Origin of the sequence: Vibrio sp. T11.5 (assembly GCF_027587155.1) — a bacterium.
GTDB lineage: Bacteria > Pseudomonadota > Gammaproteobacteria > Enterobacterales > Vibrionaceae > Vibrio > Vibrio neptunius.
The window spans coordinates 157,346-182,031 of sequence record NZ_JAPPTP010000002.1; the positions used below are offsets into that span (position 1 = coordinate 157,346).

Annotated in this window: 20 protein-coding genes; 8 read left to right on the forward strand and 12 right to left on the reverse strand. The window is 45.1% G+C overall.

Going from position 1 to position 24,686, the window contains the following annotated elements; all coding sequences use genetic code 11:
- The first annotated feature begins 16 nt into the window (after positions 1-16).
- The gene (locus OH455_RS03925; RefSeq protein ID WP_045976212.1) at positions 17-2,068 is read left to right on the forward strand and encodes a putative bifunctional diguanylate cyclase/phosphodiesterase; all 2,052 of its coding nucleotides are present in this window, start codon (positions 17-19) and stop codon (positions 2,066-2,068) included.
- A 1-nt stretch (position 2,069) separates the two neighbouring features.
- Here the strand turns inward: OH455_RS03925 and rimI are convergent, their stop codons facing one another.
- The 6 genes from rimI to rlmE all read right to left on the reverse strand — a co-directional run bounded on the left by rimI (position 2,070) and on the right by rlmE (position 7,945).
- Positions 2,070-2,510: a ribosomal protein S18-alanine N-acetyltransferase gene (rimI, locus tag OH455_RS03930; protein ID WP_269980416.1), complete on the reverse strand. Its 441-nt coding sequence runs from the start codon at positions 2,508-2,510 to the stop codon at positions 2,070-2,072.
- A 1-nt stretch (position 2,511) separates the two neighbouring features.
- Complete coding sequence (locus OH455_RS03935) at positions 2,512-2,910, reverse strand: DNA polymerase III subunit psi (RefSeq protein WP_269980417.1); 399 nt, start codon at positions 2,908-2,910, stop codon at positions 2,512-2,514.
- Positions 2,911-2,995: 85 nt separating this feature from the next.
- Positions 2,996-4,336, reverse strand: coding sequence for a phosphoglucosamine mutase (glmM, locus tag OH455_RS03940; RefSeq protein ID WP_045976215.1), 1,341 nt, complete (start codon positions 4,334-4,336; stop codon positions 2,996-2,998).
- Positions 4,337-4,364: 28 nt separating this feature from the next.
- On the reverse strand, positions 4,365-5,195 hold the full coding sequence (gene folP, locus OH455_RS03945) for a dihydropteroate synthase (RefSeq protein WP_269980496.1): 831 nt from the start codon (positions 5,193-5,195) through the stop codon (positions 4,365-4,367).
- 48 nt (positions 5,196-5,243) lie between these two features.
- Positions 5,244-7,208 (reverse strand): ATP-dependent zinc metalloprotease FtsH, encoded by a 1,965-nt coding sequence (ftsH, locus tag OH455_RS03950; protein WP_269980418.1) that lies wholly within the window; start codon positions 7,206-7,208, stop codon positions 5,244-5,246.
- Positions 7,209-7,315: 107 nt separating this feature from the next.
- Complete coding sequence (gene rlmE / locus OH455_RS03955) at positions 7,316-7,945, reverse strand: 23S rRNA (uridine(2552)-2'-O)-methyltransferase RlmE (protein ID WP_045976218.1); 630 nt, start codon at positions 7,943-7,945, stop codon at positions 7,316-7,318.
- Positions 7,946-8,058: 113 nt separating this feature from the next.
- On the opposite strand from rlmE, the gene yhbY reads away from it, so the two are divergent.
- On the forward strand, positions 8,059-8,355 hold the full coding sequence (gene yhbY / locus OH455_RS03960) for a ribosome assembly RNA-binding protein YhbY (protein WP_269980419.1): 297 nt from the start codon (positions 8,059-8,061) through the stop codon (positions 8,353-8,355).
- A 74-nt stretch (positions 8,356-8,429) separates the two neighbouring features.
- Here the strand turns inward: yhbY and greA are convergent, their stop codons facing one another.
- On the reverse strand, positions 8,430-8,903 hold the full coding sequence (gene greA / locus OH455_RS03965) for a transcription elongation factor GreA (RefSeq protein WP_045976219.1): 474 nt from the start codon (positions 8,901-8,903) through the stop codon (positions 8,430-8,432).
- A gap of 525 nt (positions 8,904-9,428) precedes the next feature.
- Here greA and OH455_RS03970 point away from each other — a divergent pair.
- Both OH455_RS03970 and dacB read left to right on the forward strand, forming a co-directional pair.
- Positions 9,429-10,448, forward strand: a complete 1,020-nt coding sequence (locus tag OH455_RS03970) for a porin (protein ID WP_269980420.1) — start codon at positions 9,429-9,431, stop codon at positions 10,446-10,448.
- Positions 10,449-10,549: 101 nt separating this feature from the next.
- Positions 10,550-11,980, forward strand: a complete 1,431-nt coding sequence (gene dacB, locus OH455_RS03975) for a serine-type D-Ala-D-Ala carboxypeptidase (RefSeq protein ID WP_269980421.1) — start codon at positions 10,550-10,552, stop codon at positions 11,978-11,980.
- On the opposite strand, the gene OH455_RS03980 is transcribed toward dacB, so the two are convergent.
- Together OH455_RS03980 and tyrS are read right to left on the reverse strand one after the other, a co-directional pair.
- Positions 11,959-12,804, reverse strand: coding sequence for a magnesium transporter (locus tag OH455_RS03980; protein WP_269980422.1), 846 nt, complete (start codon positions 12,802-12,804; stop codon positions 11,959-11,961). The genes dacB and OH455_RS03980 overlap by 22 nt on opposite strands.
- 393 nt (positions 12,805-13,197) lie before the next feature.
- A complete protein-coding gene (gene tyrS / locus OH455_RS03985) occupies positions 13,198-14,385 on the reverse strand; it encodes a tyrosine--tRNA ligase (protein WP_269980423.1) in 1,188 nt (395 codons plus the stop codon).
- 128 nt (positions 14,386-14,513) lie between these two features.
- On the opposite strand from tyrS, the gene OH455_RS03990 reads away from it, so the two are divergent.
- Complete coding sequence (locus tag OH455_RS03990; protein WP_269980424.1) at positions 14,514-15,800, forward strand: peptidoglycan DD-metalloendopeptidase family protein; 1,287 nt, start codon at positions 14,514-14,516, stop codon at positions 15,798-15,800.
- Positions 15,801-15,863: 63 nt separating this feature from the next.
- Here OH455_RS03990 and OH455_RS03995 read toward each other — a convergent pair whose 3' ends face one another.
- From OH455_RS03995 to erpA, 3 genes are all read right to left on the reverse strand, one after another.
- Complete coding sequence (locus tag OH455_RS03995; RefSeq protein WP_269980425.1) at positions 15,864-18,950, reverse strand: efflux RND transporter permease subunit; 3,087 nt, start codon at positions 18,948-18,950, stop codon at positions 15,864-15,866.
- A 12-nt stretch (positions 18,951-18,962) separates the two neighbouring features.
- Positions 18,963-20,042: an efflux RND transporter periplasmic adaptor subunit gene (locus OH455_RS04000; protein ID WP_269980426.1), complete on the reverse strand. Its 1,080-nt coding sequence runs from the start codon at positions 20,040-20,042 to the stop codon at positions 18,963-18,965.
- A gap of 180 nt (positions 20,043-20,222) precedes the next feature.
- Positions 20,223-20,564: an iron-sulfur cluster insertion protein ErpA gene (gene erpA, locus OH455_RS04005; RefSeq protein WP_045976227.1), complete on the reverse strand. Its 342-nt coding sequence runs from the start codon at positions 20,562-20,564 to the stop codon at positions 20,223-20,225.
- A 256-nt stretch (positions 20,565-20,820) separates the two neighbouring features.
- On the opposite strand from erpA, the gene hemL reads away from it, so the two are divergent.
- The 3 genes from hemL to rsmC all read left to right on the forward strand — a co-directional run bounded on the left by hemL (position 20,821) and on the right by rsmC (position 24,558).
- Entirely contained in the window at positions 20,821-22,113 is a 1,293-nt protein-coding gene (gene hemL, locus OH455_RS04010) for a glutamate-1-semialdehyde 2,1-aminomutase (protein WP_269980427.1), read from the forward strand.
- Positions 22,114-22,371: 258 nt separating this feature from the next.
- Positions 22,372-23,457 (forward strand): AI-2E family transporter, encoded by a 1,086-nt coding sequence (locus tag OH455_RS04015; RefSeq protein WP_269980497.1) that lies wholly within the window; start codon positions 22,372-22,374, stop codon positions 23,455-23,457.
- A gap of 78 nt (positions 23,458-23,535) precedes the next feature.
- Complete coding sequence (gene rsmC, locus OH455_RS04020; protein ID WP_269980428.1) at positions 23,536-24,558, forward strand: 16S rRNA (guanine(1207)-N(2))-methyltransferase RsmC; 1,023 nt, start codon at positions 23,536-23,538, stop codon at positions 24,556-24,558.
- Positions 24,559-24,686: the final 128 nt, after the last annotated feature.

Here is a 24,686-nt window from a genome sequence, read left to right on the forward strand (position 1 = left end):
GGAACCATAGAAAATTATGCCTGCGAGCAAAAAAATTAACTCATTAGCATTTAGACAAGCGAAGACTGTTTTTCTCGTATCCGTGATACTAGGAATTATATTCAGCTTGTATCAAATTTTGGTGGATCTTCATCAGGAACAAAAGCGGATTGAAGAACACTACCAATTTAAGCTACTGCAGAACTACTCCAACGCAAGTCAAGCTGCCTATCACTTGAATCAGCTCCTAGCGGAACAGGTGGCATCAAGCTTGATGATGGATGGTGCTATTTATCAGGTTTCGATTGTTGACGACTTTGGCGATACCTTGACCGAAAGAGAAAGAGGTGTGTCACTTGAAAGCTCGTTTACAGAGGCACTTTCACGCTATCTAACACCGACAACCCCAGTCTATAAAACCGAGTTACATCAACCTAATTCGCATGTTGTCGTCGGGACACTGAGTTTCTCGGTCAATGGCGCCAATATCGCCAAGGACTTTATCGCTAAAACCAGTCAAATACTGCTGTTTGACCTGTTCCGGAATATCTTGCTGACGACCATCTTATTGTTGTTCTTCTACCAAAAGCTCTCGAAGCCACTGGTGACGTTGATTGACTGGGTTCGCTCACTGCAAGATAAAAAAGCCGAAGTTCCAATGCCGAATCTGTATCGAGATGATGAACTCGGACACTTGGCGAAAACCTTCCATAATTTATGGAAAGACAGAGAAGCGGCAGAAGCAAAACTGAATCAATTAGCTTATTACGATTCACTCACGGGATTAGCCAACCGTAGTTTGTTGCTGCAAATGCTCGAAGAAGCGATCGATAATGCCAACAAGACCAATACATCTGGTGTACTTTTCTATCTCGATTTAGATCGCTTTAAAACAATTAACGATTCATTAGGCCACACCATTGGTGACCACCTTATCAAAGCGATCTCGAAACGCATGGAGGCATGGTTGGTCGAAGATTATACAGCCGCACGTATCGGAGGAGACGAGTTCGCTATCTTAATGCCATCGATATCGACTGACAAAGCCCATGAAACTGCTCAACAGCTTTTAGCATTGATCTCAAACCCTTACTCGATCGACGATCACTTACTTTACTGCACGACGAGTGTCGGTATTTCTGTGTTCCCCTCGGTCAACAGCACTAATATAGATGTATTGCGTCAGGCTGACACCGCCCTCTATCGAGCTAAAGTGGCTGGTAGAAATAAGTACATGTTCTATGAACCAGAAATGCAGGCTCAGGTCGAATCATTTTTAGAGATAGAGAAAGGGCTTCATGAAGCACTCAACAAAGGACAGTTAGAGCTCTACTATCAACCTCAGGTAAATGGAGAACAACAGATTGTCGGTGTTGAAGCCTTGATTCGTTGGAACCATCCTGAAAAAGGCGTTTTGCCTCCCGGCGTATTTATGCCAATTGCCGAAGAAACCGGACAGATCTTACAAATTGGTAATTGGATTATTGAACAAGCGTGCTACCAATACTCGCGTTGGCGTAAACAAGGGGTGCTGCCTGATACTTTCCGTCGCCTTGCCATCAACATCAGCCCATTACAATTTTCACAGAACAGCTTTGTCGAGCATATACATGATGTGCTTGCCCAAGCTGATATTGATGGCGAGCATATAGAATTGGAGATTACTGAGAACCTGTTACTTGAAAACGTTGAGAGTGCGATACAGAAAATGAGCGAACTAAAGCAATACAACCTCAAAATTTCGATCGACGACTTTGGTACGGGCTATTCTTCGCTCAGATACTTAAAACATCTTGCCGCTGATGTGTTAAAAATAGATCGCTCTTTTGTAACTCAATTGCATTTGGATGAGAGTGATCAAGCTATCGTAGATACTATCATTATGACAGCTCAGAGATTGAACCTAGAAGTGATAGCTGAAGGCGTAGAAGACGCTAACGAACTCAATACGCTAAAGCAACTCGGTTGTGACCAGTTTCAGGGCTATCTGTTCGACAAACCTCTACCAGCATCCGAGTTAATTTCTCGATTTGAAGCAAATTTCTACCCCGTTGAAGGCTCCCCCATCATCAAAGCAGTTCAAAAGTAGTTTACAAGAAGATGTAACTCATGATGATGGCGTCTTCTTTTCCTTCAGAAGTCGGATAGTAGTTACGACGCCGATCGACTTCATTGAACCCCGCTGACTCGTATAAGTGAGCAGCACGAGTATTGCTTTCCCTAACCTCTAACCAGGCACTTTCCGCGTTTCTTTGCTCACACAAGGCTAAAAACGATTCGATAAGCTGGTTGCCATATCCTTTACCTTGCAGAGTCGGATCCACAGCAATATTGAGCAGGGTGACTTCACCGATTATGTTCTGAGCATAAAAATACCCGACAACCTTATCATCATCGATGAGCACATGATGACACGCCCCTCTGCTTGTCACATCGCGAATCATTGTTTCTGTCCAAGGGTGCGTATGGGCTTGAATTTCTATTGAGTACACCGATTCTAGGTGAGTTTCAGCTAAAGGAAGTAACTTCATTTTATTTCAAAGTTTGAATCTGCTGCCAAAGCGCGCGTTTATGTTGTTGATTGCCATCAATCTCACTCAGATTTGGGGAATGAAGAGTTTTCTGGCCAAGATCCCTTTGCACCTCACAGCCTGCGAACCAGATCCATTCGACCTGAGTGGGTGTAAGTAGACTCAAGTGTTCAGGGGCCAAATAGAGAGCATGTTCCAACTTCAAGTTCATTGTTTTTATAATGTTCTCAAACAGTATCGCAGTCGAACCCGAAGGTTGTTGAGGTGAAACCAAGAGGATTTTACAGTCTTCAGACAAAGTAATGCCTTCAACACTATAGCCATGCAACCTATCTGGATGGACCAGTTCATAGGCTTGTATCCCCATTTCATGTATATACGTAAGCTCTCGAGTCGACATAATTGGCAAATCGCTAGAATGAAAAACGGTGCCATGCTATCACAAGCTGGCACCGCTATTATATGACTAAACGAAGTGAAAAGCCTTAGAAGCTAGCTTTCACTGCGTCTGCAATTTTTAATGCTGATGATTTCACTAACTCTGCATCTTCTCCTTCCACCATAACGCGGATAAGAGGTTCAGTGCCTGATTTACGTAACAGCACTCGACCTTTGTCCCCGAGTTCGGCTTCAACAGCCGCGACTGAAGCTTTTACAGCTGCAGCTTCTAGTGGATTAGAGTCACCAGAAAAACGAACATTTTCCAGTACTTGAGGATAAAGAGTCATGCCTTGAGAAAGCTCATGCAAAGACATATCACTACCGACTACGGAGGCCAATACTTGCAATGCAGCCACAATCGCATCGCCAGTGGTCACTTTATCAAGTAAGATCACGTGGCCTGAATTTTCCGCCCCGATCTTCCAGCCTTTTTCAAGCAGCTGCTCCATTACATAACGATCACCTACCGCCGCACGAACGAAGGGAATACCTAATTGCTTGAGGCCATTTTCCATACCTAAATTCGTCATCAGGGTTCCAACAACACCGCCTTTCAACTCACCACGACGCATGGCATCACGAGCAATGATGTAAGCAATCTGGTCACCATCAACCTTATTCCCAAGATGATCAACCATGATTATGCGGTCACCATCACCATCGAAAGCTAAACCAAGATGGGCCTGCTCCTGTACTACTCTCTGCTGCAGGGCTTTGACATCGGTTGCACCCACTTCGTAGTTTATGTTGGTACCATTCGGCTCAATACCCATAGCAATAACGTCTGCGCCTAACTCACTAAACACAGCCGGCGCAATATGGTAAGTCGCACCGTTGGCACAATCCACTACAATTTTCAATCCAGCGAGACTAAGTTCTGAAGGGTATGTGCTTTTACAAAACTCAATGTAACGTCCAGCAGCGTCATCAAGGCGACTTGCTTTACCTAACAATGAGGACTCGACACATTCAATGTCTTTATCAAGCTCAGCTTCAATCGCTAACTCAATATCATCGGGGAGCTTAGTGCCCTCTGAAGAGAAGAATTTAATACCGTTGTCGTAATAAGGGTTGTGAGAAGCTGAAATAACAATACCTGCTTCAGCCCGAAACGTTTGAGTCAGGTATGCCACTGCTGGTGTTGGCATTGGGCCCGTAAATGTCGCTTTTAAACCCGCAGCAGCAAGGCCTGCTTCGAGAGCAGACTCCAACATGTAACCCGAGATTCGGGTATCTTTACCAATAATGACTTTCTTTGTACCCTGTTTTGCGAGGACTCTTCCTGCGGCCCATCCAAGCTTGAGTACAAAATCCGGTGTGATCGGGTACTGACCCACTTTTCCACGTACACCATCTGTACCGAAGTAACGCCTTTTATTAGACATGGTTGTTCCTTTTATCTTTCTATTCTGATCAATAATTCGCGTTGGTCATCGAAACAATTCTTATCGCATCCAACGTTTGCTCAAAATCGTGCACACGTATGATTTGTGCTCCTTTCATAGCGGCGATTGTAGCGCATGCGACACTAGCAGACACACACTCTGCTGGGGCTTTATTGAGGAGTTTGAAGATCATAGATTTTCGCGACATCCCTGCAAGAATTGGCAGGCCAAATTGATGGAATTCTTCTAGGTGAGACAGCATATGGTAGTTGTGTTCAAGCGTTTTACCAAAGCCAAAGCCAGGATCTAAGATCAGTTTTTCACGAGAAATCCCTACCGCTTCACATGCAGCAACACGTTCTTGAAGAAATTCACCCACTTCTTGAATTAGATCTTCATAATGTGGGTGAGCTTGCATTGTGCGAGGTTGTCCCTGCATATGCATAAGACAAATAGGCAAACCACTAGCGGCGGCAACTTCTAATGCTCCAGGTTCTTGCAATGCACGGACATCATTAATGATATCAGCACCAACACTTGCCGCTTGCCGCATCACTTCGGCTTTACTGGTATCGATAGAGATCCATACATCAGATTGAGCACGAATTTCTTTAATAACGGGAATGGTACGTTGAAGTTCTTCTTCTAACGTAACATCAGGCGCGCCTGGACGAGTCGATTCACCACCAACATCAATAATGGTCACACCTGAATCGATCATACGTTGAGCTTGAGCAAGCGCATCTTCCAGTGCCCTAAACTTTCCACCATCAGAGAAAGAATCAGGGGTGACATTCAGAATGCCCATCACTTGTGGTTGAGATAAATCGAGAGTTTTATTATTGGCTTTCAAGATCATAAACACAAAAACCCCGAGTTGCCTCGGGGTTTCTCTTAATCATAACAATTATTCTGAATCTTTCTTCTCAGTCGTTTCAGCTGAAGCCGAATCTTGTGAAGGCGTTGGTTCATCAGCTTTCACTTCAGTCGCTTCTGTTTTACCTTCAGATTTGTCGTCAGCCTTTGCGTCTGGTTTATTGCTAACGCTGTCACCCCAACCTGCTGGTTCACGGATCTCTGCCTTACGCTGCATTAGATCTTCAATCTGGCCCGCATCGATCGTTTCATACTTCATCAACGCATCTTTCATGGCATGCATGATATCCATGTTATCTTGAATCAGCTTCAGTGCACGATCGTAGTTGCGATCAATAATGGCTCGGATTTCTGAGTCTATTAGTTTGGCAGTATCATCAGAAACATGCTTAGTCTGAGTCACACTGCGCCCCAAGAATACTTCGCCTTCTTCCTCGGCATACAGAAGAGGCCCAAGTTTTTCTGAGTATCCCCATTGAGTAACCATGTTGCGTGCCAGATTTGTCGCTACCTTGATATCATTTGATGCACCAGTAGAGACTTTATCAGCGCCATAGATCAAGTCTTCAGCAATACGTCCACCGTATAGAGTTGCAATTTTGCTCTCTAGGAATTGACGGCTGTAGCTAATTGCATCTTCTTCTGGGAGGAAAAAGGTTACACCAAGAGCGCGTCCGCGTGGGATAATTGTCACCTTGTGGACAGGATCATGTTCTGGTGACAGGTAACCAACAATAGCGTGGCCCGCTTCATGATATGCCGTCGATTCTTTAATCTCTTCAGACATAACCATAGATTTGCGTTCTGCACCCATGTTGATTTTGTCTTTCGCTTTTTCAAACTCAACCATGGAGACATTGCGCTTATTTCCACGCGCAGCAAACAACGCGGCTTCATTAACGAGGTTGGCAAGATCTGCACCAGAATAACCCGGTGTACCGCGCGCCAATACGGATGCATCGACATCATCTGCACGCGGAACTTTACGCATATGGACTTTCAGGATCTGCTCACGACCACGGACATCTGGCAGACCTACCACTACTTGGCGGTCAAAGCGACCAGGGCGAAGCAGCGCAGGGTCAAGAACATCTGGACGGTTGGTAGCTGCGATAACAATGATGCCTTCGTTACCTTCGAAGCCATCCATCTCAACCAGCATTTGGTTAAGAGTCTGCTCACGCTCATCGTGTCCACCACCAACACCCGCACCACGCTGACGGCCTACTGCATCAATCTCATCAATAAAGATGATACAAGGCGCAGCTTTTTTAGCTTGCTCGAACATGTCACGTACACGTGATGCACCAACACCAACGAACATCTCAACAAAGTCTGAACCTGAAATAGTAAAGAACGGAACTTTCGCTTCACCAGCTATCGCTTTGGCGAGAAGCGTTTTACCCGTACCCGGAGGGCCAACCATAAGCACACCCGTTGGGATCTTACCACCAAGTTTTTGGAATCGGCTCGGATCACGAAGGAAATCAACCAACTCTTTGACATCTTCTTTTGCTTCGTCACAGCCTGCAACATCAGCAAAAGTTGTCTTGATTTGTTCCTCACTCATCATTCGAGCTTTACTCTTACCAAAAGACATTGCGCCTTTACCGCCACCGCCTTGCATTTGACGCATGAAGAAAATCCATACACCAATCAGTAAGATCATTGGGAACCAAGAAATGAAAATGGTACTCAGTAAGCTCTGCTCTTCTGGCGGCGTACCTTGTACTTTAACATTCTGATTAATCAGGTCATCCAGCAGTTTCTGGTCATAGACCGGCATGTAAGTAACATAACGCGAGCCACCGCCACGACGAGTGAAGGTAATCTCCTCGCCTTTAAATGTTGCTTCCTGAACCTGGCCTTGGCCAACTTCCTGTACAAAAGTGGTGTAATCAACCGCTCTGCCGTTGTTTTCTCCAGGACCAAAGCTCTGGAAAACCGACATCAAGACTACGGCGATCACAAGCCACAGAATTAAATTTTTTGCCATGTCACTCAAGGTGTCAGCCTCGCGATAACTAATTGTAATTAAAGGTAGGGTACTACAGTTTGATGACTGTAGCTACATTGTTAACTGTTGCTCGATCAAGCAAATAGTTAACCTTTGTAACCAGTGGCTACAATAAATACTTCTCGGGAGCGAGCCCTTGAAGAATCGGGTTTACGGATTTTCACGACTTTAAACATGTCACGAACATCTTTAACGTATTGATCGAAGCCCTCGCCCTGAAAGACTTTGACAACAAAGCTACCATTGGGCGCAAGAACTTGTCGACACATATCTAAAGCTAATTCGACCAAATACATTGCTCGCGGCTGATCAACCGAATTGTTCCCAGCAATATTTGGTGCCATGTCAGACATAACTACATTAACCATTGAAGGTTGAATTCTGTCGAGTAACGCTTCTAAAACCGCATCTTCACGGAAGTCACCCTGCAGAAAGCTCACTCCAGCGATAGGGTCCATTGGCAGTAAATCACACGCGATGATTTTACCTTCATCCCCTACTATCTTAGCAGCATATTGGGACCAACCACCTGGGGCAGCACCTAAATCAACGACGGTCATCCCAGATTTGAGTATTTTGTCTTTGTTTTGAATCTCTTCCATTTTGAAATAGGCTCGAGAACGGTAGCCCTTTTTACGAGCTTCGTTTGCGAATTTATCGTCAAAATGTTCTTTCAACCAACGGCCAGAACTAGCCGAATGTTTCTGTTTACTCATTCGATTCCTAACTAATAGAGGGACCATCTTGCCCAATAAATTATAGTCTTCAAGGATAGATGGCGTTAAAATGGTATTTTTCAACCCTTATAGTAAAGAAAATTGGCCGCGTAATGAACCTAAGCACCAAACAAAAACAGCATCTAAAAGGCCTAGCGCACAGTCTAAAACCTGTTGTGCTTATGGGCGCGAATGGACTAACCGAAGCTGTTCTAGCGGAAATCGAAATCGCTCTAGATCACCATGAGTTGATTAAAGTAAAAATCGCTTCTGAAGATCGTGAAACGAAAAACCTGATTGTAGACGCTATCATCCGTGAAACAGGCGCAGAGAAAGTACAAGTTATCGGCAAAACGCTGGTTCTGTATCGTCAGACTGAAGATCGCAAAATCGAATTGCCACGTAAGTGATACTGGTTTCGCTTTTCTTGGTATAAAAAAGGTCGCATTCAGCGACCTTTTTGGTTTTTATCAAGCAGAGAGTGTTAAACATACTCAACGCTATCAATTTCAAAATCGCGATCACCACCTGGTGTAGAAATCACAACTTCATCACCTTCCATCTTACCAATCAAGCCACGAGCAATTGGTGAGCTTACCGAAATTCGACCAGCTTTAATGTCTGCTTCATCGTCACCCACAATCTGGTATGTTTTCTCTGCTTCCGTATCGCAGTCAATCAAGGTGACTGTCGAGCCAAAGATAACCTTGCCTGAGTTATCCATCTTAGTAACATCAATGACCTGCGCTACTGAAAGTTTATATTCAATATCGCGGATCTGTGCTTCACAGATACCCTGCTCTTCGCGTGCCGCGTGGTATTCTGCGTTTTCTTTCAGGTCACCTAGCTCTCGAGCTTCTGCTATAGCTTCGGAAATCTGTGGGCGAAGCTTCAGTAGTCGGTCTAATTCTTCACGCAGCTTTTGTTCGCCACGCACTGTCATTGGGACTTTTTCCATTGTTTACCTCATTGCCAAAGCTACCTTTGGACAAAACAAAACTACCTAATCCTATGGATTAGGTAGTGAGTGAACGAATCATTTTCCTTTAGTGTAAACAAAGTTAGCGACTAAATCATCTGAATTCAATACTCATCATTTTTCCGTCCCATTTATGATAGTTCAGTCAACTAAATTCCCTGAAAACGTTTTTTTATAGTTGCTCCGAGGAATAAAAAAAACTAAATAACAAAAATGTAAACAAACGAAAAAAACTGAAATAAAAACAATACAAAACAAATACTTGATTATTTTTTACATAAAATAAAACAGTGTTCATTATTCCAATTTATATCATTTTACTAACTCATCGAGGAACTTTGGCGGTACAACAGGGCTCACCAAATACTCTATGGCATTCCATGTGTGTTGTATTTCTTATCAATGATCACTCGAATCCATAGAACGGAAGAAAGAGAAAGGTGCAGCAAACGTTATGCTGTTTCTCAAAAAACTATTTATGGACAGTAAATTAGGACTTATAAGATGAACAAAACTCTGATCGCTCTAGCAGTTTCTGCAGCAGCAGTGGCAACTGGCGCAAACGCGGCGGAAATCTACAGCCAAGACGGCAACACTATCGAAATGGGAGGCCGCGCAGAAGCTCGCCTTTCTCTAAAAGATGGTAAAGCTCAAGACAACTCTCGTGTGCGCCTGAACTTCCTAGGTACAGCTCAGATCAACGACAGCCTATACGGTATTGGTTTCTACGAAGGTGAGTTCACTACAAATGAAAATGGTGGCGCAACAGATAGCAGCACAGACACTCTAACAAACCGTTACCTATACGGTGGTCTGGGTGGTCAGTTTGGTGAAGTCACTTATGGTAAAAACGAAGGTGCCCTAGGCGTACTAACAGACTTTACTGATATCATGGCTTACCATGGTAACTCAGCAGCAGACAAGCTAGCTGTAGCTGATCGTTCAGACAACATGATCTCTTACAAAGGCCAATTTGCTGACCTCGGACTGAAAGCAAGCTACCGTTTTGCTGACCGTACAGAAGATGCAACTACGGGTTCATACACAGACAACGATGCTGACGGCTACTCTCTATCAGCTATCTACGCTTTCGGCGAAAGTGGTGTGAAGGTAGGTGCTGGTTACGCTGCTCAAGACGAAGCTAACGAGTACATGGGTACTGCGTCATACTCAATCAATGACCTTTACTTTGCTGGTATTTACACAGACGGTGAAAAGCAACTTTCTAACTCAAAGAGCACTGTTGACTACACAGGTTACGAACTAGCAGCAGCCTACACTATGGGTCAGACTGTTTTCTCGACGACATACAACAACGCAGAAACTAACAAAGAGACTTCTGCTGACAACGTAGCAATTGATGCAACTTACTACTTCAAGCCTAACTTCCGTGGCTATGTTTCTTACAACTTTAACCTAATCAGTGAAGGCGATAAGATCGGTTCGGTAGCAGCGTCAAACGGCACAGCTAGCAAGATTGACTCAGAAGACGAAATCGCTCTAGGTCTACGTTACGACTTCTAATTTGTGATTTAACGTCATGATATCTAAACGCCCGCTGCTAGCGGGCGTTTTTTTTACTGGCTATACTGCTTTCTTGTCTTTCGATCTCACGGCGCTTTGCTATGCAGCTTTCCAAACTGTTTCTGTTGTTTTTTATATCTCTGTTTTCTCTCTCAGCTTTTGCCTATGCGCCCGTGGGCCAATTACCCAATGGCAGTCGAGCAGCTCTGCTTGTTGAATCACTCGACCAGCAAAATTCCTTACTTGATACTCACAATAGTGATCAGTACTTTCCTCCAGCGAGCACACTCAAGCTCGTCACGGCCCTAGCAGCAAAGCTTGAGCTAGGTGATAACTTTCGCTTCGAAACCCAACTTGAGCAAACCGATAAAGACATCATCATCCACTTTTCTGGCGACCCTACTCTGACAACCGAAGATTTAAAGCAGTTGTTTGTCGTCGCGAAGAGACATGGACTTAGCGAGATTAAAGGCGACATCTGGTTAGATAACAGCGCGTTTACTGGATACGACCGCGCTGTCGGCTGGCCATGGGATATTCTAGGCGTTTGTTATAGCGCACCTGCAACTGCCATTTCACTTGACGGTAACTGTGTCCAAGCTTCTATTTATACCCAAGATGATGGCAACACTCGCGTTTACGTACCGGAGCACTTTCCTGTCTACGTCACTACCCAGGCATCAAGTGTCAGCAAAGACCAGCAAGAAAGTACTCAGTGTGATTTGGAGCTGATCTCCTCTCCAGATAACCATTATCAGCTTCAAGGTTGTTTAACCGAGCGGAGCAAACCCCTGCCACTCAAATTCGCGGTACAAGATCCTGAGCTTTACACTCAGCGAATGTTAAACAGCGTGTTAAACCAATTAAATCTGCCTTTCTCAGGAACGGTACGTATTGGGCGACCAGATCACTCAACTAGCAAGGTCCTTCTCGCCACTCATAGTTCCTTACCACTCACAAAGTTACTTGAAACCATGCTGAAAAAATCGGATAACCTGATCGCCGATAATCTCACTAAAACACTGGGGGCCAAGTTTTATATCCAACCCGGCAGCTTCAGCAATGGTACTAAAGCTATTAAGCAGATTATTTTTTCCAACACCGGAATAAACTTAGAGGCTACCCCAATGGCCGACGGTTCTGGTTTATCAAGAAACAACCGTTTTACCAGTCAGGCGATGTCTAAAATCTTACGCTACATCTGGCTCAATGACAGCACATTGAAGATGATTGATTTGATGCCCAAGTCGGGTGAATCTGGCACGCTAAAATATCGCCGAAGTATGCGTAAAGACCCAATAAAAGGAGCACTAATCGCTAAAAGTGGTTCACTTTACGGCAGTAATAATATGGCTGGTTTTGGGCTAGATGGATCGGGAAAGCCAACCACCTTGTTCGTACAGTATGTGGCAGATTATTTGCCACCAAAGAAAAAGAGCGATGGTAAACCGACCATCGCTCCTATTACACAATTTGAAACTTTGTTCTATCAAGACATCGTAAAATTCAGTCAGGCAATGCCTAGAAAGTGATTCACAACGGTGAAGTAAATCCACATACCGGATATATCGACAATCGAAGCTAACACTGGGCTCACCAATACAGCTGGGTCCAGTTTGAACGCCCGAGCGAGAATCGGTAACAAACCGCCTAAGGTTGTCGACATCGTTACCTGAATAAACAGTGCGACAGCAATCGCCAGTGCGATATTGATGAGTTCAAAGCCCCCCGTTGATGCGCCATCACTAAACAGCATGACCCTGCCAACAATGACCAGCGCGATAGCCAAAGCCAAACACAGTGCGACACGACTTTCTTTCCAGAACACCGCTAACCACTGGCGCTTTTTCAGCTCCCCTGTCGCTAAAGCTCTTATCACCAAAGTCGCCGCTTGAGAACCCGTGTTGCCGCCAGCTGCAGCAATAACGGGCATATAAACCGCCAACAACACCAGTTGACTCAAGGTGTCCTCATACTGGGCAATGATTAACCCAGAAACAATACCCAACAACGCCAAGGCAATGATCCAGCCAATGCGCTGTTTCACGTGCCCCAATACTGATGTACTAAGGTAACTGTTGGATGTTTCCACCTCTGAATGAATCAGGCCTAATTGGTGCGCGTAATGGCGCGCGAGCTTGTCATGGCCTTCATTTTCAAGCACAGAAATCAACTGCTGGACATAGCCAACTGAACAGTGGTGCAAGATAGCTACCGCTTCTTCAATAGGCATCACAGTCAACAAGTGAACCTGCTGTTGTTGCTCGTATTGCAGAAATGCATTGCGAGCTGCCCCAATTTCTTCCGAAGAGAAATTTAGGGTGTTTTCAATGTATGTATTGCTCATTACCGTCATGGCGAATCTCCCGATTGGCAGTAGGTAACGACCATCCAGTTACAGCAAGCACAACAAGCCAAACGCATACTGAGTATGAGTCTGTAACTGAATACTAGATAGGAAGGAGAAAAATCTGAGATTACTCAAGAAAAGAGACACTCTGCCACTAAGGCAGAGACGAAGATCGCCAATACCGAAGCGGTTTATTTTTCTCCCTTCATACTAGGAGGATGGTCGGTATTGTTCATAAAAATCTCCGAATGAACTGCCAGTTTGGCAGCGCGAGCATGATAACAAAGCGCAGGCTTTTTTACAGCCAATTTAATGAAAAAATCTCAGACTATTAACCAAATTTCTCGTATTAAAAAAGCGCCATTGAGGCGCTTTTTGTTATCGATTTTCAGCAGACGCTTACTTAATAGTAATACGAGCAAATTTACGTTTACCAACTTGGAATACGTACGTACCTGCTTGCGGCACAAACTTAGAATCGGCGACTTTCTCACTATCAATCTTCGCAGCACCTTGCTTGACCATACGCATCGCTTCAGAGGTCGACGCACATAGGCCAGCTTCTTTCAGAAGGTTGCTAACCGGAAGGCCTGCATCAAATTCAAACTCTGGCATTTCATCTGGAATTTGATTCTTAGCAAAACGATTCACGAACTCTTGCTCGGCTGAGTCTGCATCCGCTTCGCTATGGAAGCGAGCAATGATCTCTTTTGCTAACAAGACTTTAATGTCACGTGGGTTCTTACCTTCAGCAATACTTGCTTTAAACTGTTCGATTTCTTCCAAAGGACGGAACGACAGCAGTTCGTAGTAACTCCACATCAAATCGTCTGAGATTGACATGATCTTACCGAACATTTCACTTGGTGCTTCGCTGATACCGATGTAGTTGTTAGCAGACTTCGACATTTTCTTCTCGCCGTCCAAACCAACAAGCAGTGGCATCATTAGTACCGCCTGTGGCTTCTGACCATTCGCTTTTTGCAACTCACGGCCCATCAGCAGGTTAAACTTCTGATCGGTACCACCTAGCTCAACGTCAGTTTCCATCGCAACGGAGTCCCAACCTTGCAGCAATGGGTACATAAACTCATGGATAGCGATTGGCTGACCGCCTGCGTAACGCTTTTTAAAGTCATCACGTTCAAGCATGCGAGCAACCGTTTGGTTCGCTGCAAGACGGATCATTCCTTCTGCGCCTAGTTCAGATAGCCATTCCGAGTTGAACTGAATCTTAGTTTTCGCAGGATCAAGGATCTTAAACACCTGTTCCTTGTAAGTTTCAGCATTTCGAAGTACATCTTCACGGCTCAGTGGTGGGCGAGTACTGTTTTTACCCGTTGGGTCACCGACCATGGCGGTGAAATCACCGATAAGAAACGTCACTTCATGGCCAAGCTCTTGGAACAAGCGTAGCTTATTGAAAATAACCGTGTGACCCAGGTGAATGTCTGGAGCGGTTGGATCGGCACCCAACTTAATACGTAGAGGACGATTCTCTTTCAGCTTTTCAATCAGCTCTTCTTCTGGAATTAGCTCTTCAACGCCGCGTTTAATCTCGGCCAGTGCAGCTTCAATGCTCGCCATTCTTGTTCACTCCCACAGATTTGGCAAAAATTTGGTAATTTCCCATCTTACTTGAATAGCGATGCTTTTTGAAACCAGTTAGACTAAACAGCTAGCTATTTTTACTGAATTTTTTAGAACGAACATAAATGTTGTCTATTTTTGCTCGACTTCCATGGATGCACCGAGCCTGTATCACCTTATTTAGTGCACTGATTGTCATCGCACTTTTTCTGCCATCACCTCAAGATCTCAGACCGGATGAGAAGCTTTATGAGGTTGGTGAACACTACCCTATCGCAATCGATGCTGAGGCGTTGATGTCTTCTGATTCAGAAAACACAGCGGCCTCACTGCGCTGGGAGAAACACACCATAGGTTCTGGTGACAGCATGGCTCTGCTTTTTCAACGAGCTGGTCTCTCCTCCCGCCTACTGTATAATCTGACCACAACCAGCAAAGAAATTAAGCAGCAGCTGACACGAGTCCGTCCTGGCGACTCATTTCAGTTCGGTTTCGACACAGATAATCAACTGGTCCAGATAAAGCGTCAGCTCAATGCTTACGAAACCTTTTTAATTACCCGCTCTGAGACTGGATTTACTTCGCAACTCAACAAAAAAGAAGTCTCTTACCAATACAACTATGCAGAAGCAGACATCACGTCCAATTTTTGGAACGCGGGGGTTGGTGCAGGCCTCACTGCCAATCAGATTATGGAGTTGGCGGGTATTTTTGGCTGGGACATTGATTTCGCGCTCGACATCCGTAAGGGCGATCATTTTGAGATCCTGTATCAGGAACGCGTGGTAGAGGGAGAAGTAGTTGGACGTGGTAAGATTATCGCAGCAATTTTTACCAACCAAGGCGACACCTTCAAAGCGATTATCAATGATAAGAATGGCAACTACTACGATGAAAATGGTCGTGCGATGAAGAAAGCCTTCTTGCGTTCGCCACTGGATTTCCGTCGTGTTTCTTCCAACTTTAATCCTCGCCGTCGCCACCCAGTGACAGGAAAAGTACGTGCACACAGAGGAACAGATTACGCAGCCCCTGTAGGAACACCAATTTGGGCCGCTGGTGATGGTATCGTGCAAAAATCCAGCTACAACCAGTTCAATGGTAATTACGTATTCATCAAACACAGCAATACTTACATCACCAAGTACTTGCACTTAACTAAGCGAATGGTGAAAACCGGTCAGCGTGTCAAACAAGGTCAAACTATTGGTACTTTAGGCGGAACAGGACGAGTGACTGGCCCTCACCTGCATTATGAGTTCCTAGTCAATGGTGTTCACAAGAACCCAAGAACCGTTAAACTTCCGCAATCTAAGTCATTAACTGGTAAAGATAAAGCCACCTTTATCGCCAACGCCAAGTTAAGGCTAGAAAAACTTGATCGCTACGGTGAACTGCTCGCGACTCGTTAAACTGTTTTAAGAAAAAGCCCGCTACTGCGGGCTTTTTTAATCTTCTACAATGATATTCGCGTTTTATTCAACCTTGTGCTGCCGACCCAACATCAACAAGCATGGCGTCAACACCAAAGTTAATACCGTTGCAAACGCTAGCCCTCCAGCAACGGCAGTTGCCAATTGCGACCACCACTGAGTGCTTGGCGCACCGAACTCAACTTTCTGATTAATCAAGTCGATATTCATCTCCAATACCATAGGTAGAAGACCTAGAATTGTCGTCACTGTGGTTAGCAGAACTGGACGCAAACGCTGCATCCCTGTCCTTAAAATCGCATCTCGCTTATCCATACCGCGCTTGAGAAGTTGATTGTAGGTATCAATCAAAACGATGTTGTTATTCACCACAATCCCCGCCAAAGCAATAACCCCAATCCCTGACATGATAACGCCAAATGGCTTTTGGAAGATAAGTAAGCCAACAAAAACGCCCACGGTGGAGAACAGCACAGCACTGAGGATTAAAAATGCCTGATAGAAGCTATTAAACTGAGTGATCAAGATTAACGCCATCACTACTAAAGCGATCAAAAATGCCTTCTGTAAAAAAGCGGAGGAGTTTTCCTGTTCTTCATTCTGACCACGAATTTTAAACTCTACCCCGTTAGGTAAGTTCAGGCCAGTAAGCGCTTGTTCAATGTTGGGCAGCTCCAACGCTAAGTTGTAGCCCTCTTTCATGTCGGCAAAAATATTGATCACTCTATGTCCGTCTATACGCCGGATCGTGTCCTGTTTGTGATCAGGAACAATGCTGGCAAAATTGGTGATAGGGACCATACCTGCGGCGGTTTTGACTTTAAGCTGATCGAAACGGCCAATATCTCGCTTATCCTCTGGGTAACGCACCAGAATATCGACCTCTTCAGTGGCATCGTCTGGTAAGTAGTCCCCAAGTTTGAGGCCATTAGTGACAAACTGAACTGTATTGCCTACCAATGTCGCATCAGCGAGAAAACGGGAGGCATCATCACGACGAATGTCTATCTGCCAGTCGATGCCTTCTTTACTCGATGTATCACTAATATTGGTAAAAGCAGGGGACGAATCGGCCCAGTGGCGAACCATTTTAGCAGCACGATCTAGCTCTCCTGGGGTACGCGTCGACATTTCGATAACCAGATCATGCTCCACAGGCGGCCCTGCATCTGGAAACTTGTACTCGATTTCTACTCCAGCGTATTGGTCGGTCGTTTGCTTTAGTTCATCAATAATGGTTTTCACTTTACGACGGTACTGCCAATCCACAGGCGTGATCTGAATCTGTCCGATTTCATCGTCGCCACCCGTTTTGGTATAAACGCTTTCAAATTCGTCATGACCTAGCATGACAGATTCGATATCACGCATGATGACGTCTTTTTCATTGATCGACAGATCGCCATAAGAACGTACTTTAACAGTAAAGAATGGCGGGTCTACTTCAGGGAAAAACTCTGCACCTAAGCCCGCTTTGGCATAGGTAAAGCCGACTCCCACAGCAAGTAAAATCGCGCTTAACAGAATCTTTAGTGGATGGCGTAAAGCGATGTTAAGTGTTTCAAGGTAGAGTTTAGTAAGCCCAGTGGCCTTGGAAAAGTCGCCATCATGCAGAGCAACCATTTTCTCACGTTGCTGTTTAGTGACATGCTGTGGCTTGCCAATCAAACCACCTAGTACAGGGACAAACAACAATGCCATCGCCAATGATGCTGCCAATGTAGCAATCAGTGTTAAAGGCAGGTATTTCATAAACTCGCCTGTAATGTCTGGCCAAAATAATAACGGAGCAAATGCTGCTAAGGTTGTTGCGGTCGACGCTGTAATAGGCCATGCCATACGTTTAGCGGCATCCCGATACGCATCTCGGCGAGCTGCTCCTTCTTGCATTCGACGATCAGCAAACTCCGTCACAACAATCGCCCCATCCACCAGCATACCGACCGCCATGATCAACGAGAACAGCACCACAATATTGACCGTCAAACCAAACACAGAAAGAACCAATAACCCTGTGAGAAACGAGCCGGGAATGGAAATACCCACCAATAGTGCCGTTCGGACACCCAAGATAGCGATGATCACCACAACAACCAGAATGATCGCTGACAGAATATTGTTTTGTAGATCATTGAGCATCATTTTGACGTCTTTCGACTGATCCCAAGTGTATTTCACTTGCAAATTATTCGGCCAGTCGGCGCGCTTTTGACCTTCCTCCATCACCTGCTTGATCAAAGCTACAGTCTCAATAATGTTTTCGCCCGCTCGTTTTTTAACATCCAAAACAATTGCAGATTCGCCATCAAGACGCGCGTAACTTTCAGGATCGCGAAACGCTCTGCGAACCGTTGCGACATCACCGAAAGTGATCACTTGTTTGCCGTCTACCTTAACTGGCAACTCTAGAACATCTTTCAACGAATCAAATACGGATGGAACTTTGACGGAGAAACGACCATAACCAGTGTCAACGAAACCTGCCGCCACGACTCGGTTATTGAGGGCAATCAGATTATAGATATCCGCTTGGTCTAATCCGTAGCTTTCCATTAATAAAGGGTCAACAATGATCTCGACAATGTCTTCCCTATCACCAGCGATATCGACTTCTAAGATCTGACGGAAACTCTCCAGCTTATCTCGGAGTTGACGGGCTATTTGCACTATGGTGCGCTCGGGCACCGTACCATACAAAACCACCGTCAAAGCCGGCTCTTCTGAAGCGAACGTTACCTCATTGACCGTCGGCTCATCACTGTCTTCCGGTAATTTGGGCTTCGCTAAGTCCACAGCTTCTCGCACATCCGCCATGGCTTTATTCAGATCCACACCGACACTGAACTCCAACTGCACGGAAGCATGCCCTTCGGAAGCGGTTGAGGTCATCTCCTTGACCCCTTCAATCGAGCGCAACTCTTGCTCGATTGGGCGAACCAAGAGGCGTTCAGCATCGGTAGGTGAAATCCCCTGATGCCCCACGGATACATAAATGATTGGAATGGTGATATCTGGGCTGGATTCTTTCGGTACCGTCAGGTAAGTCATAACACCAGCTATCAAAACGAAAACCAATAGCACCAACATGGTACGGGTACGAGATAAAGCCGCATCAATTAAGGCGTACATAATGACTCCTTACTATTGCTGCTCGACAGCGATCACTTGATCGCCGTCTCGTACAAAACCTTGCCCGGTGGTGATAATACTGACCTGCTCACCCAAGCCTGTCAGCCACACGCCGTCCTGCTCTGCTTTTACTAGCTGAATCGGAATAAAGTGCACTCGTTCATCGACAAGCGTTTTAACCCCTAAGTTGCCAGATTCATCCAAGGCCAACATTGCAGGAGTCACCTTCACCGCCAATTGCTGCTTAAGATTGAGTTCCACTTCGGCACTGATCCCTGCAGGGATTTTTTGCTGTGGATTAGGCAGAATAATTTCGATCGGAAAAGTATTGGTTGAAGCTGAAGAAATCCGAGAAATATAACGAACCTTACCCTCGACTTTTTCGCCACCAATAAAACTGACTGACGCAGGCTGGTTTAGCGTGAGGTCTTGGATATGCCGTTCGCTCACATCGGCTTCAATCACTATCTGACTAAGGTCAATCAAACTCGCGACCGGATCACCAACGCCAACAAAATCGCCGAGTTCGATATCTAAACTGTCGACAATACCGCTAAATGGTGCAGTGACCGCGGTGTTTCTCAGAGCAATCTTGGCATTACTGACCATTGCTTTGGCTTCAACTAAGGCTGCCTGCGCATTGCTGAAAGCCACCTCACCTTGTAATCCTTTATCCTTAAGTGACTGAGCCGCCTTGTATTCTTTCTCACGCACTTTGAGCATGGCCTTAGCACGCTCAAGCTGGATCTCCAAATCCCCTTTATCAATCAAAGCAATGGTTTGCCCCTGCTTGACGCTATATCCCTTACGTACTTTTAACTCAACGATTTTACCCGCGATCTCTGCGCCGAGCTTGGCCTGTTTTTCTGGTGCGGTTCTGCCGTATAAGTCGATAGATTTATGGGTACTTTGAGCAGTAAAGGTCTGAAAGGCCACTTTCGCCAATGGCACAACCTCTTGTTGATGCTCAGGCTGACCACCGTCCGCTTTGAGTGTACCAAGGCCAAGCCAAATTGATAAAATGAGAATAATAACGAGTGAAACAATGTAGGGTCTGACCGCGAGAAAACGGAATAGTGAAAATCTGCCCATAACAATCCTTTGCTGAGTAAAAGCACCAACGCTTATAAGCTCAGGATATAAATTAACCAATAAAAAATAAAATACAGTCGGACAGTAATTTAGCCGAGGTCTCAGTTCTGGCCGAGTTGCATAGATATTTGGCAGAAAAAAGCCGCGACTTAGCGCGGCTCTTCAGATAAAGCTTTTGATTTAGACACTGAATGAAGCGCCACAGCCACAAGTTGTTGTCGCATTAGGGTTACTAACAAAGAAACGTGAACCTTCCAACCCCTCGGTATAATCTACTTGACCACCAACAAGATACTGTAAGCTCATTGGGTCAACCACAAGCGTGACGCCGCTATTTACAATCGTGGTATCGCCGTCATTGACACTCTCATCGAATGTGAAGCCATACTGAAAGCCGCTGCAGCCCCCACCCGTAATGTAAACACGCAACTTCAGGTTTGGATTTTCTTCTTCAGCGATTAGCGCGCCGACACGTTGTGCCGCTGCATCTGAAAATGTTAGTGGGATATTTAGTTCGCTCACGATGACCTCTCTCACTCATGTAAATCCAAATCACTGCACACAGTTTTGGATAAATCATCTTTCTATAATCGGTCCATTATCTAATACCTGAGTTATCCGTTCAAGTATTCACCACCTTTCGTCGATTTTTTTCATAAAAACTCCTCTTTCTTGATGGAAAACTGCCCATAATGTGGCGCAAAGCGTTTTCTTGAATAGGAATCGGCGGGTACAATGCCAGCCAAATTGGTCCGAGCAATCAAAAGAGGATATATCCATGACCAAATCAGCAGAGCTTTACGAAAAAGCACAACAGACTATTCCTGGTGGCGTTAACTCTCCAGTACGTGCTTTCAATGGCGTTGGCGGCTCACCTATTTTTGTAGAACGTGCAGATGGCCCGTTGATTTTCGATGCTGATGGTAAAGCGTATATTGATTATGTTGGCTCTTGGGGTCCGATGATCCTTGGTCACAACCACGCGGTCATTCGCGAAGCAGTGATTGAAGCAGCGCAACGCGGTCTTAGCTTTGGTGCGCCAACGGAATTGGAAATCCAAATGGCAGAACTGGTCTCTGAGCTCGTACCATCAATGGAACAAGTCAGAATGGTCAGCTCAGGTACAGAAGCGACCATGAGTGCTATTCGCCTCGCACGCGGCTTTACCAACAGAGACAAAATTATCAAGTTTGAAGGCTGCTACCACGGTCATGCAGACAGTTTGCTTGTAAAAGCGGGGTCTGGTGCACTGACACTTGGTCAACCAAGCTCTCCAGGTGTTCCTGCCGATTTCGCAAAGCACACGCTAACCGCGACATTTAATGATTTAGATTCTGTTCGCGAACTGTTCGCAGCCAACAAAGGCGAAATCGCTTGTATTATCGTTGAACCCGTCGCGGGCAACATGAACTGTATCCCACCAGTCGCAGGGTTCCACGAAGGCTTACGTCAAATCTGTGATGAAGAAGGTGCACTGCTTATCTTTGATGAAGTCATGACTGGTTTCCGCGTCGCTTTAGGTGGTGCTCAAGGCTATTACAATATCAAGCCAGATATCACTACCCTAGGTAAAGTCATCGGTGGTGGTATGCCTGTGGGAGCTTTTGGTGGCCGTAAAGACGTAATGCAATACATTGCACCAACAGGTCCGGTTTATCAGGCCGGTACGCTGTCTGGCAACCCAGTAGCAATGGCAGCAGGTTACGCTTGTTTAAGCTTATTGAAAGAAGAAGGTAACGAGAAACGCCTAGCCTCAAAGACCAAACAATTAGCCGATGGTTTTAAATCTCTTGCCGAGCAACACGGCATTCCAATGGTCGTGAATCAAGTCGGTGGCATGTTTGGTTTCTTCTTTACGGAACAGGAAGAAATAAACTGCTATGAAGACGTCACCAAATGCGACATCGAACGCTTTAAACGCTTCTTCCACCTAATGCTAGAGCATGGCGTTTATCTAGCGCCGTCGGCTTTTGAAGCCAGCTTTACCTCGTTGGCACATGGCAGCAAAGAGATTGAAGCGACATTAGAAGCAGCAGATCGCTGTTTTGCTATTCTAGCCAAAGAAGCGTAATTCAACATGATAATAAAAAAGGCTGCGCATGCAGCCTTTTTTATCGCCAGTTAAATACCACTAAAACTACCAGAAGAAAAAGAATCAGTGCGAACCAAGGAATTTTTCGCTTCGGCTTAATCCCCCCACAACAGGATTTATCATCATTACAACAGCCCATAATTTCATCCTACGCTGATAACATTTTGATATTGCATTGAAGACTCAATGTTTTACAGCCATTATACTGCTATCGCGATGAATAATTGGACAACAAACGTGTCAGAAAAACTAAAAATAACTTCCAGCCATTGGGTGTTGATTATTTCCTTACTTGCTGCTGGCTTTGCCTGTTTCCTGTTAGTTGAACCTTATATCAACTCAATTGTGATGGCATTTATCATCTCTCTACTGATGTTTCCCATCCATGAGTGGATTGAAAACAGAATGCCGAACTACAGAAATCTCGCATCGCTACTCTCTTGCACCTTGCTTACCGTTATCATAGTACTCCCTCTACTATTCGTTTTTGCCGCGATTGTTCAGCAGGGCTCCGCCTTTTCACAGAATGTGTATCAATGGGTAACGCATGGCGGCATCCAGGCTTTGTTTGAACATCCTTGGGTGGTAAAAGGCTTGTCAATCATCAATACCTACTTACCTTTTGATGAGATTCAACCTCAGGAAATCGGTCAGAAAGTGGCTCAGTTCGCCACATCATTTGGTTCGAACTTAGTCGGTATCAGTGCAAAAATCCTAGGCGATGCCACTAACTTCCTACTCAACTTTTTCCTGATGTTGTTTGTTTTGTTTTTTTTGCTTCGAGACCATGACAAAATCATTGCCGCGATTCGTCACATTCTACCGCTGTCTCGCAGTCAAGAGGACAAACTACTGGATGAAGTTGAACAAGTATCTAAATCCGCCGTTATGGGGTCATTCCTAACCGCAATCGCTCAGGGCTTTGCGGGTGGTCTTGGTATGTGGCTCGCTGGTTTTCCTGGCTTATTTTGGGGCACCATGATGGGTTTTGCTTCCTTTATCCCAGTCGTCGGCACTGCACTTATCTGGATTCCAGCTGCCGCTTATCTTTTCCTAACCGGAGAAACTACTTGGGCAATCTTCCTAACTATTTGGAGTGTTGCCATTGTCGGCTCGATAGATAACCTGCTAAGACCGCTTCTTATGCAAGGCAGTGCTGGGATGAATACCTTGATGATTTTTTTCTCTCTATTAGGCGGTCTTCACCTCTTTGGCTTGATTGGACTTATCTACGGCCCTTTGATTTTCGCCATCACTATGGTGCTGTTTAATATTTACGAAGAAGAATTTCAGGACTTCCTCGACGAACAAGATCAAAACTAGCATCTAAGGAACAGGAAAACTTCAAGAATGCGGGGGATTATGCGAAAATCCCCCGTCTTTTTTCAGTCAGAGTCCATTATGTCTGCCTATATTGCACCGAGCCAAATTGCGCAACGACAACTCGCCTACTTTAAAGGTAAACATGTTCTTGTTGCTGGGGAATCAGAAGATCTGTTCCCTCTAGAGCTAACCAAACACTGTGAGTCCGTCACTGTGTTCACGACTAATTATGGATATTATCGTCAGCTGGAGCCCCACTCTCAGCTCACTACCGTGTTTGGCGCGGAGTTTACTCAGCAGACTCAAGCCGACATGATTCTACTGTACTGGCCTAAAGCAAAAGCGGAAGCGGAGTTTTTGCTGGCTATGTTGCTGGCCAAACTAGGGCCAGAAACTGAAGTCGTCGTTGTTGGTGAAAATCGCTCGGGGGTAAAAAGCATCGAAAAGATGTTTAAACCCTATGGACCAATCAATAAATTCGATTCGGCAAGACGTTGTTCTTTTTACTGGGGACAATGCCTTGAGCAGCCTGCTGAGTTCAATCTAAACGATTGGTTTAAGCAGTATCAGGTTAGCTATCAAGGGCATGAACTGACGATCAAAAGTTTACCTGGTGTATTCAGTCACGGTCAGTTCGATATTGGTAGCCAATTGCTGTTAGATTCTCTGCCAGCGCTGTCAGGAAAAGTATTGGATTTTGGTTGTGGTGCCGGAGTGATTGGCTCAGTGATAGCAATGCGCCATACTGAGATTGAACTCGAAATGTGCGACATCAGTGCACTAGCGGTTGAATCGAGTAAAGCGACACTTGACGCCAATGGATTACAAGGACGAGTGTTTGCCTCAGACATTTACTCTGATACCAGCCAAGATTATCAATTTATTATCAGTAACCCGCCTTTTCATTCTGGTCTAGATACCAGCTACAGTGCCACGGAGACCCTATTAGCTAATGCGCCAAAATACCAGAATACCAATGGTCAACTGTTGATTGTTGCCAATAGTTTTCTCAAGTACCCACCCATTATTCAACAGGCGTTTGGTAATTGTGAGACGCTAAATAAGACCAACAAATTCGCTATATACTACGCAAAGAAGTAATTAATAGGCCCGAACCTTCCCTTTCTATCGGGCTCATTTCTTCCAATATCGCAAAATTTGCGCATCTCACCACGCTTTAATTTAGACTTACTTGTCAAAGTAAAAAAACTCGTTAATTTTGTCATTCA

What these genes read in the sequence shown, in the direction of transcription:
- OH455_RS03925 (WP_045976212.1), top strand. Translation starts at nt 17, where the DNA reads ATGCCTGCGAGCAAAAAAATTAACTCATTAGCATTTAGACAAGCGAAG.
- rimI (WP_269980416.1), bottom strand. Translation starts at nt 2,510, where the DNA reads ATGAAGTTACTTCCTTTAGCTGAAACTCACCTAGAATCGGTGTACTCA.
- OH455_RS03935 (WP_269980417.1), bottom strand. Translation starts at nt 2,910, where the DNA reads ATGTCGACTCGAGAGCTTACGTATATACATGAAATGGGGATACAAGCC.
- glmM (WP_045976215.1), bottom strand. Translation starts at nt 4,336, where the DNA reads ATGTCTAATAAAAGGCGTTACTTCGGTACAGATGGTGTACGTGGAAAA.
- folP (WP_269980496.1), bottom strand. Translation starts at nt 5,195, where the DNA reads ATGATCTTGAAAGCCAATAATAAAACTCTCGATTTATCTCAACCACAA.
- ftsH (WP_269980418.1), bottom strand. Translation starts at nt 7,208, where the DNA reads ATGGCAAAAAATTTAATTCTGTGGCTTGTGATCGCCGTAGTCTTGATG.
- rlmE (WP_045976218.1), bottom strand. Translation starts at nt 7,945, where the DNA reads ATGAGTAAACAGAAACATTCGGCTAGTTCTGGCCGTTGGTTGAAAGAA.
- yhbY (WP_269980419.1), top strand. Translation starts at nt 8,059, where the DNA reads ATGAACCTAAGCACCAAACAAAAACAGCATCTAAAAGGCCTAGCGCAC.
- greA (WP_045976219.1), bottom strand. Translation starts at nt 8,903, where the DNA reads ATGGAAAAAGTCCCAATGACAGTGCGTGGCGAACAAAAGCTGCGTGAA.
- OH455_RS03970 (WP_269980420.1), top strand. Translation starts at nt 9,429, where the DNA reads ATGAACAAAACTCTGATCGCTCTAGCAGTTTCTGCAGCAGCAGTGGCA.
- dacB (WP_269980421.1), top strand. Translation starts at nt 10,550, where the DNA reads ATGCAGCTTTCCAAACTGTTTCTGTTGTTTTTTATATCTCTGTTTTCT.
- OH455_RS03980 (WP_269980422.1), bottom strand. Translation starts at nt 12,804, where the DNA reads ATGACGGTAATGAGCAATACATACATTGAAAACACCCTAAATTTCTCT.
- tyrS (WP_269980423.1), bottom strand. Translation starts at nt 14,385, where the DNA reads ATGGCGAGCATTGAAGCTGCACTGGCCGAGATTAAACGCGGCGTTGAA.
- OH455_RS03990 (WP_269980424.1), top strand. Translation starts at nt 14,514, where the DNA reads ATGTTGTCTATTTTTGCTCGACTTCCATGGATGCACCGAGCCTGTATC.
- OH455_RS03995 (WP_269980425.1), bottom strand. Translation starts at nt 18,950, where the DNA reads ATGTACGCCTTAATTGATGCGGCTTTATCTCGTACCCGTACCATGTTG.
- OH455_RS04000 (WP_269980426.1), bottom strand. Translation starts at nt 20,042, where the DNA reads ATGGGCAGATTTTCACTATTCCGTTTTCTCGCGGTCAGACCCTACATT.
- hemL (WP_269980427.1), top strand. Translation starts at nt 20,821, where the DNA reads ATGACCAAATCAGCAGAGCTTTACGAAAAAGCACAACAGACTATTCCT.
- rsmC (WP_269980428.1), top strand. Translation starts at nt 23,536, where the DNA reads ATGTCTGCCTATATTGCACCGAGCCAAATTGCGCAACGACAACTCGCC.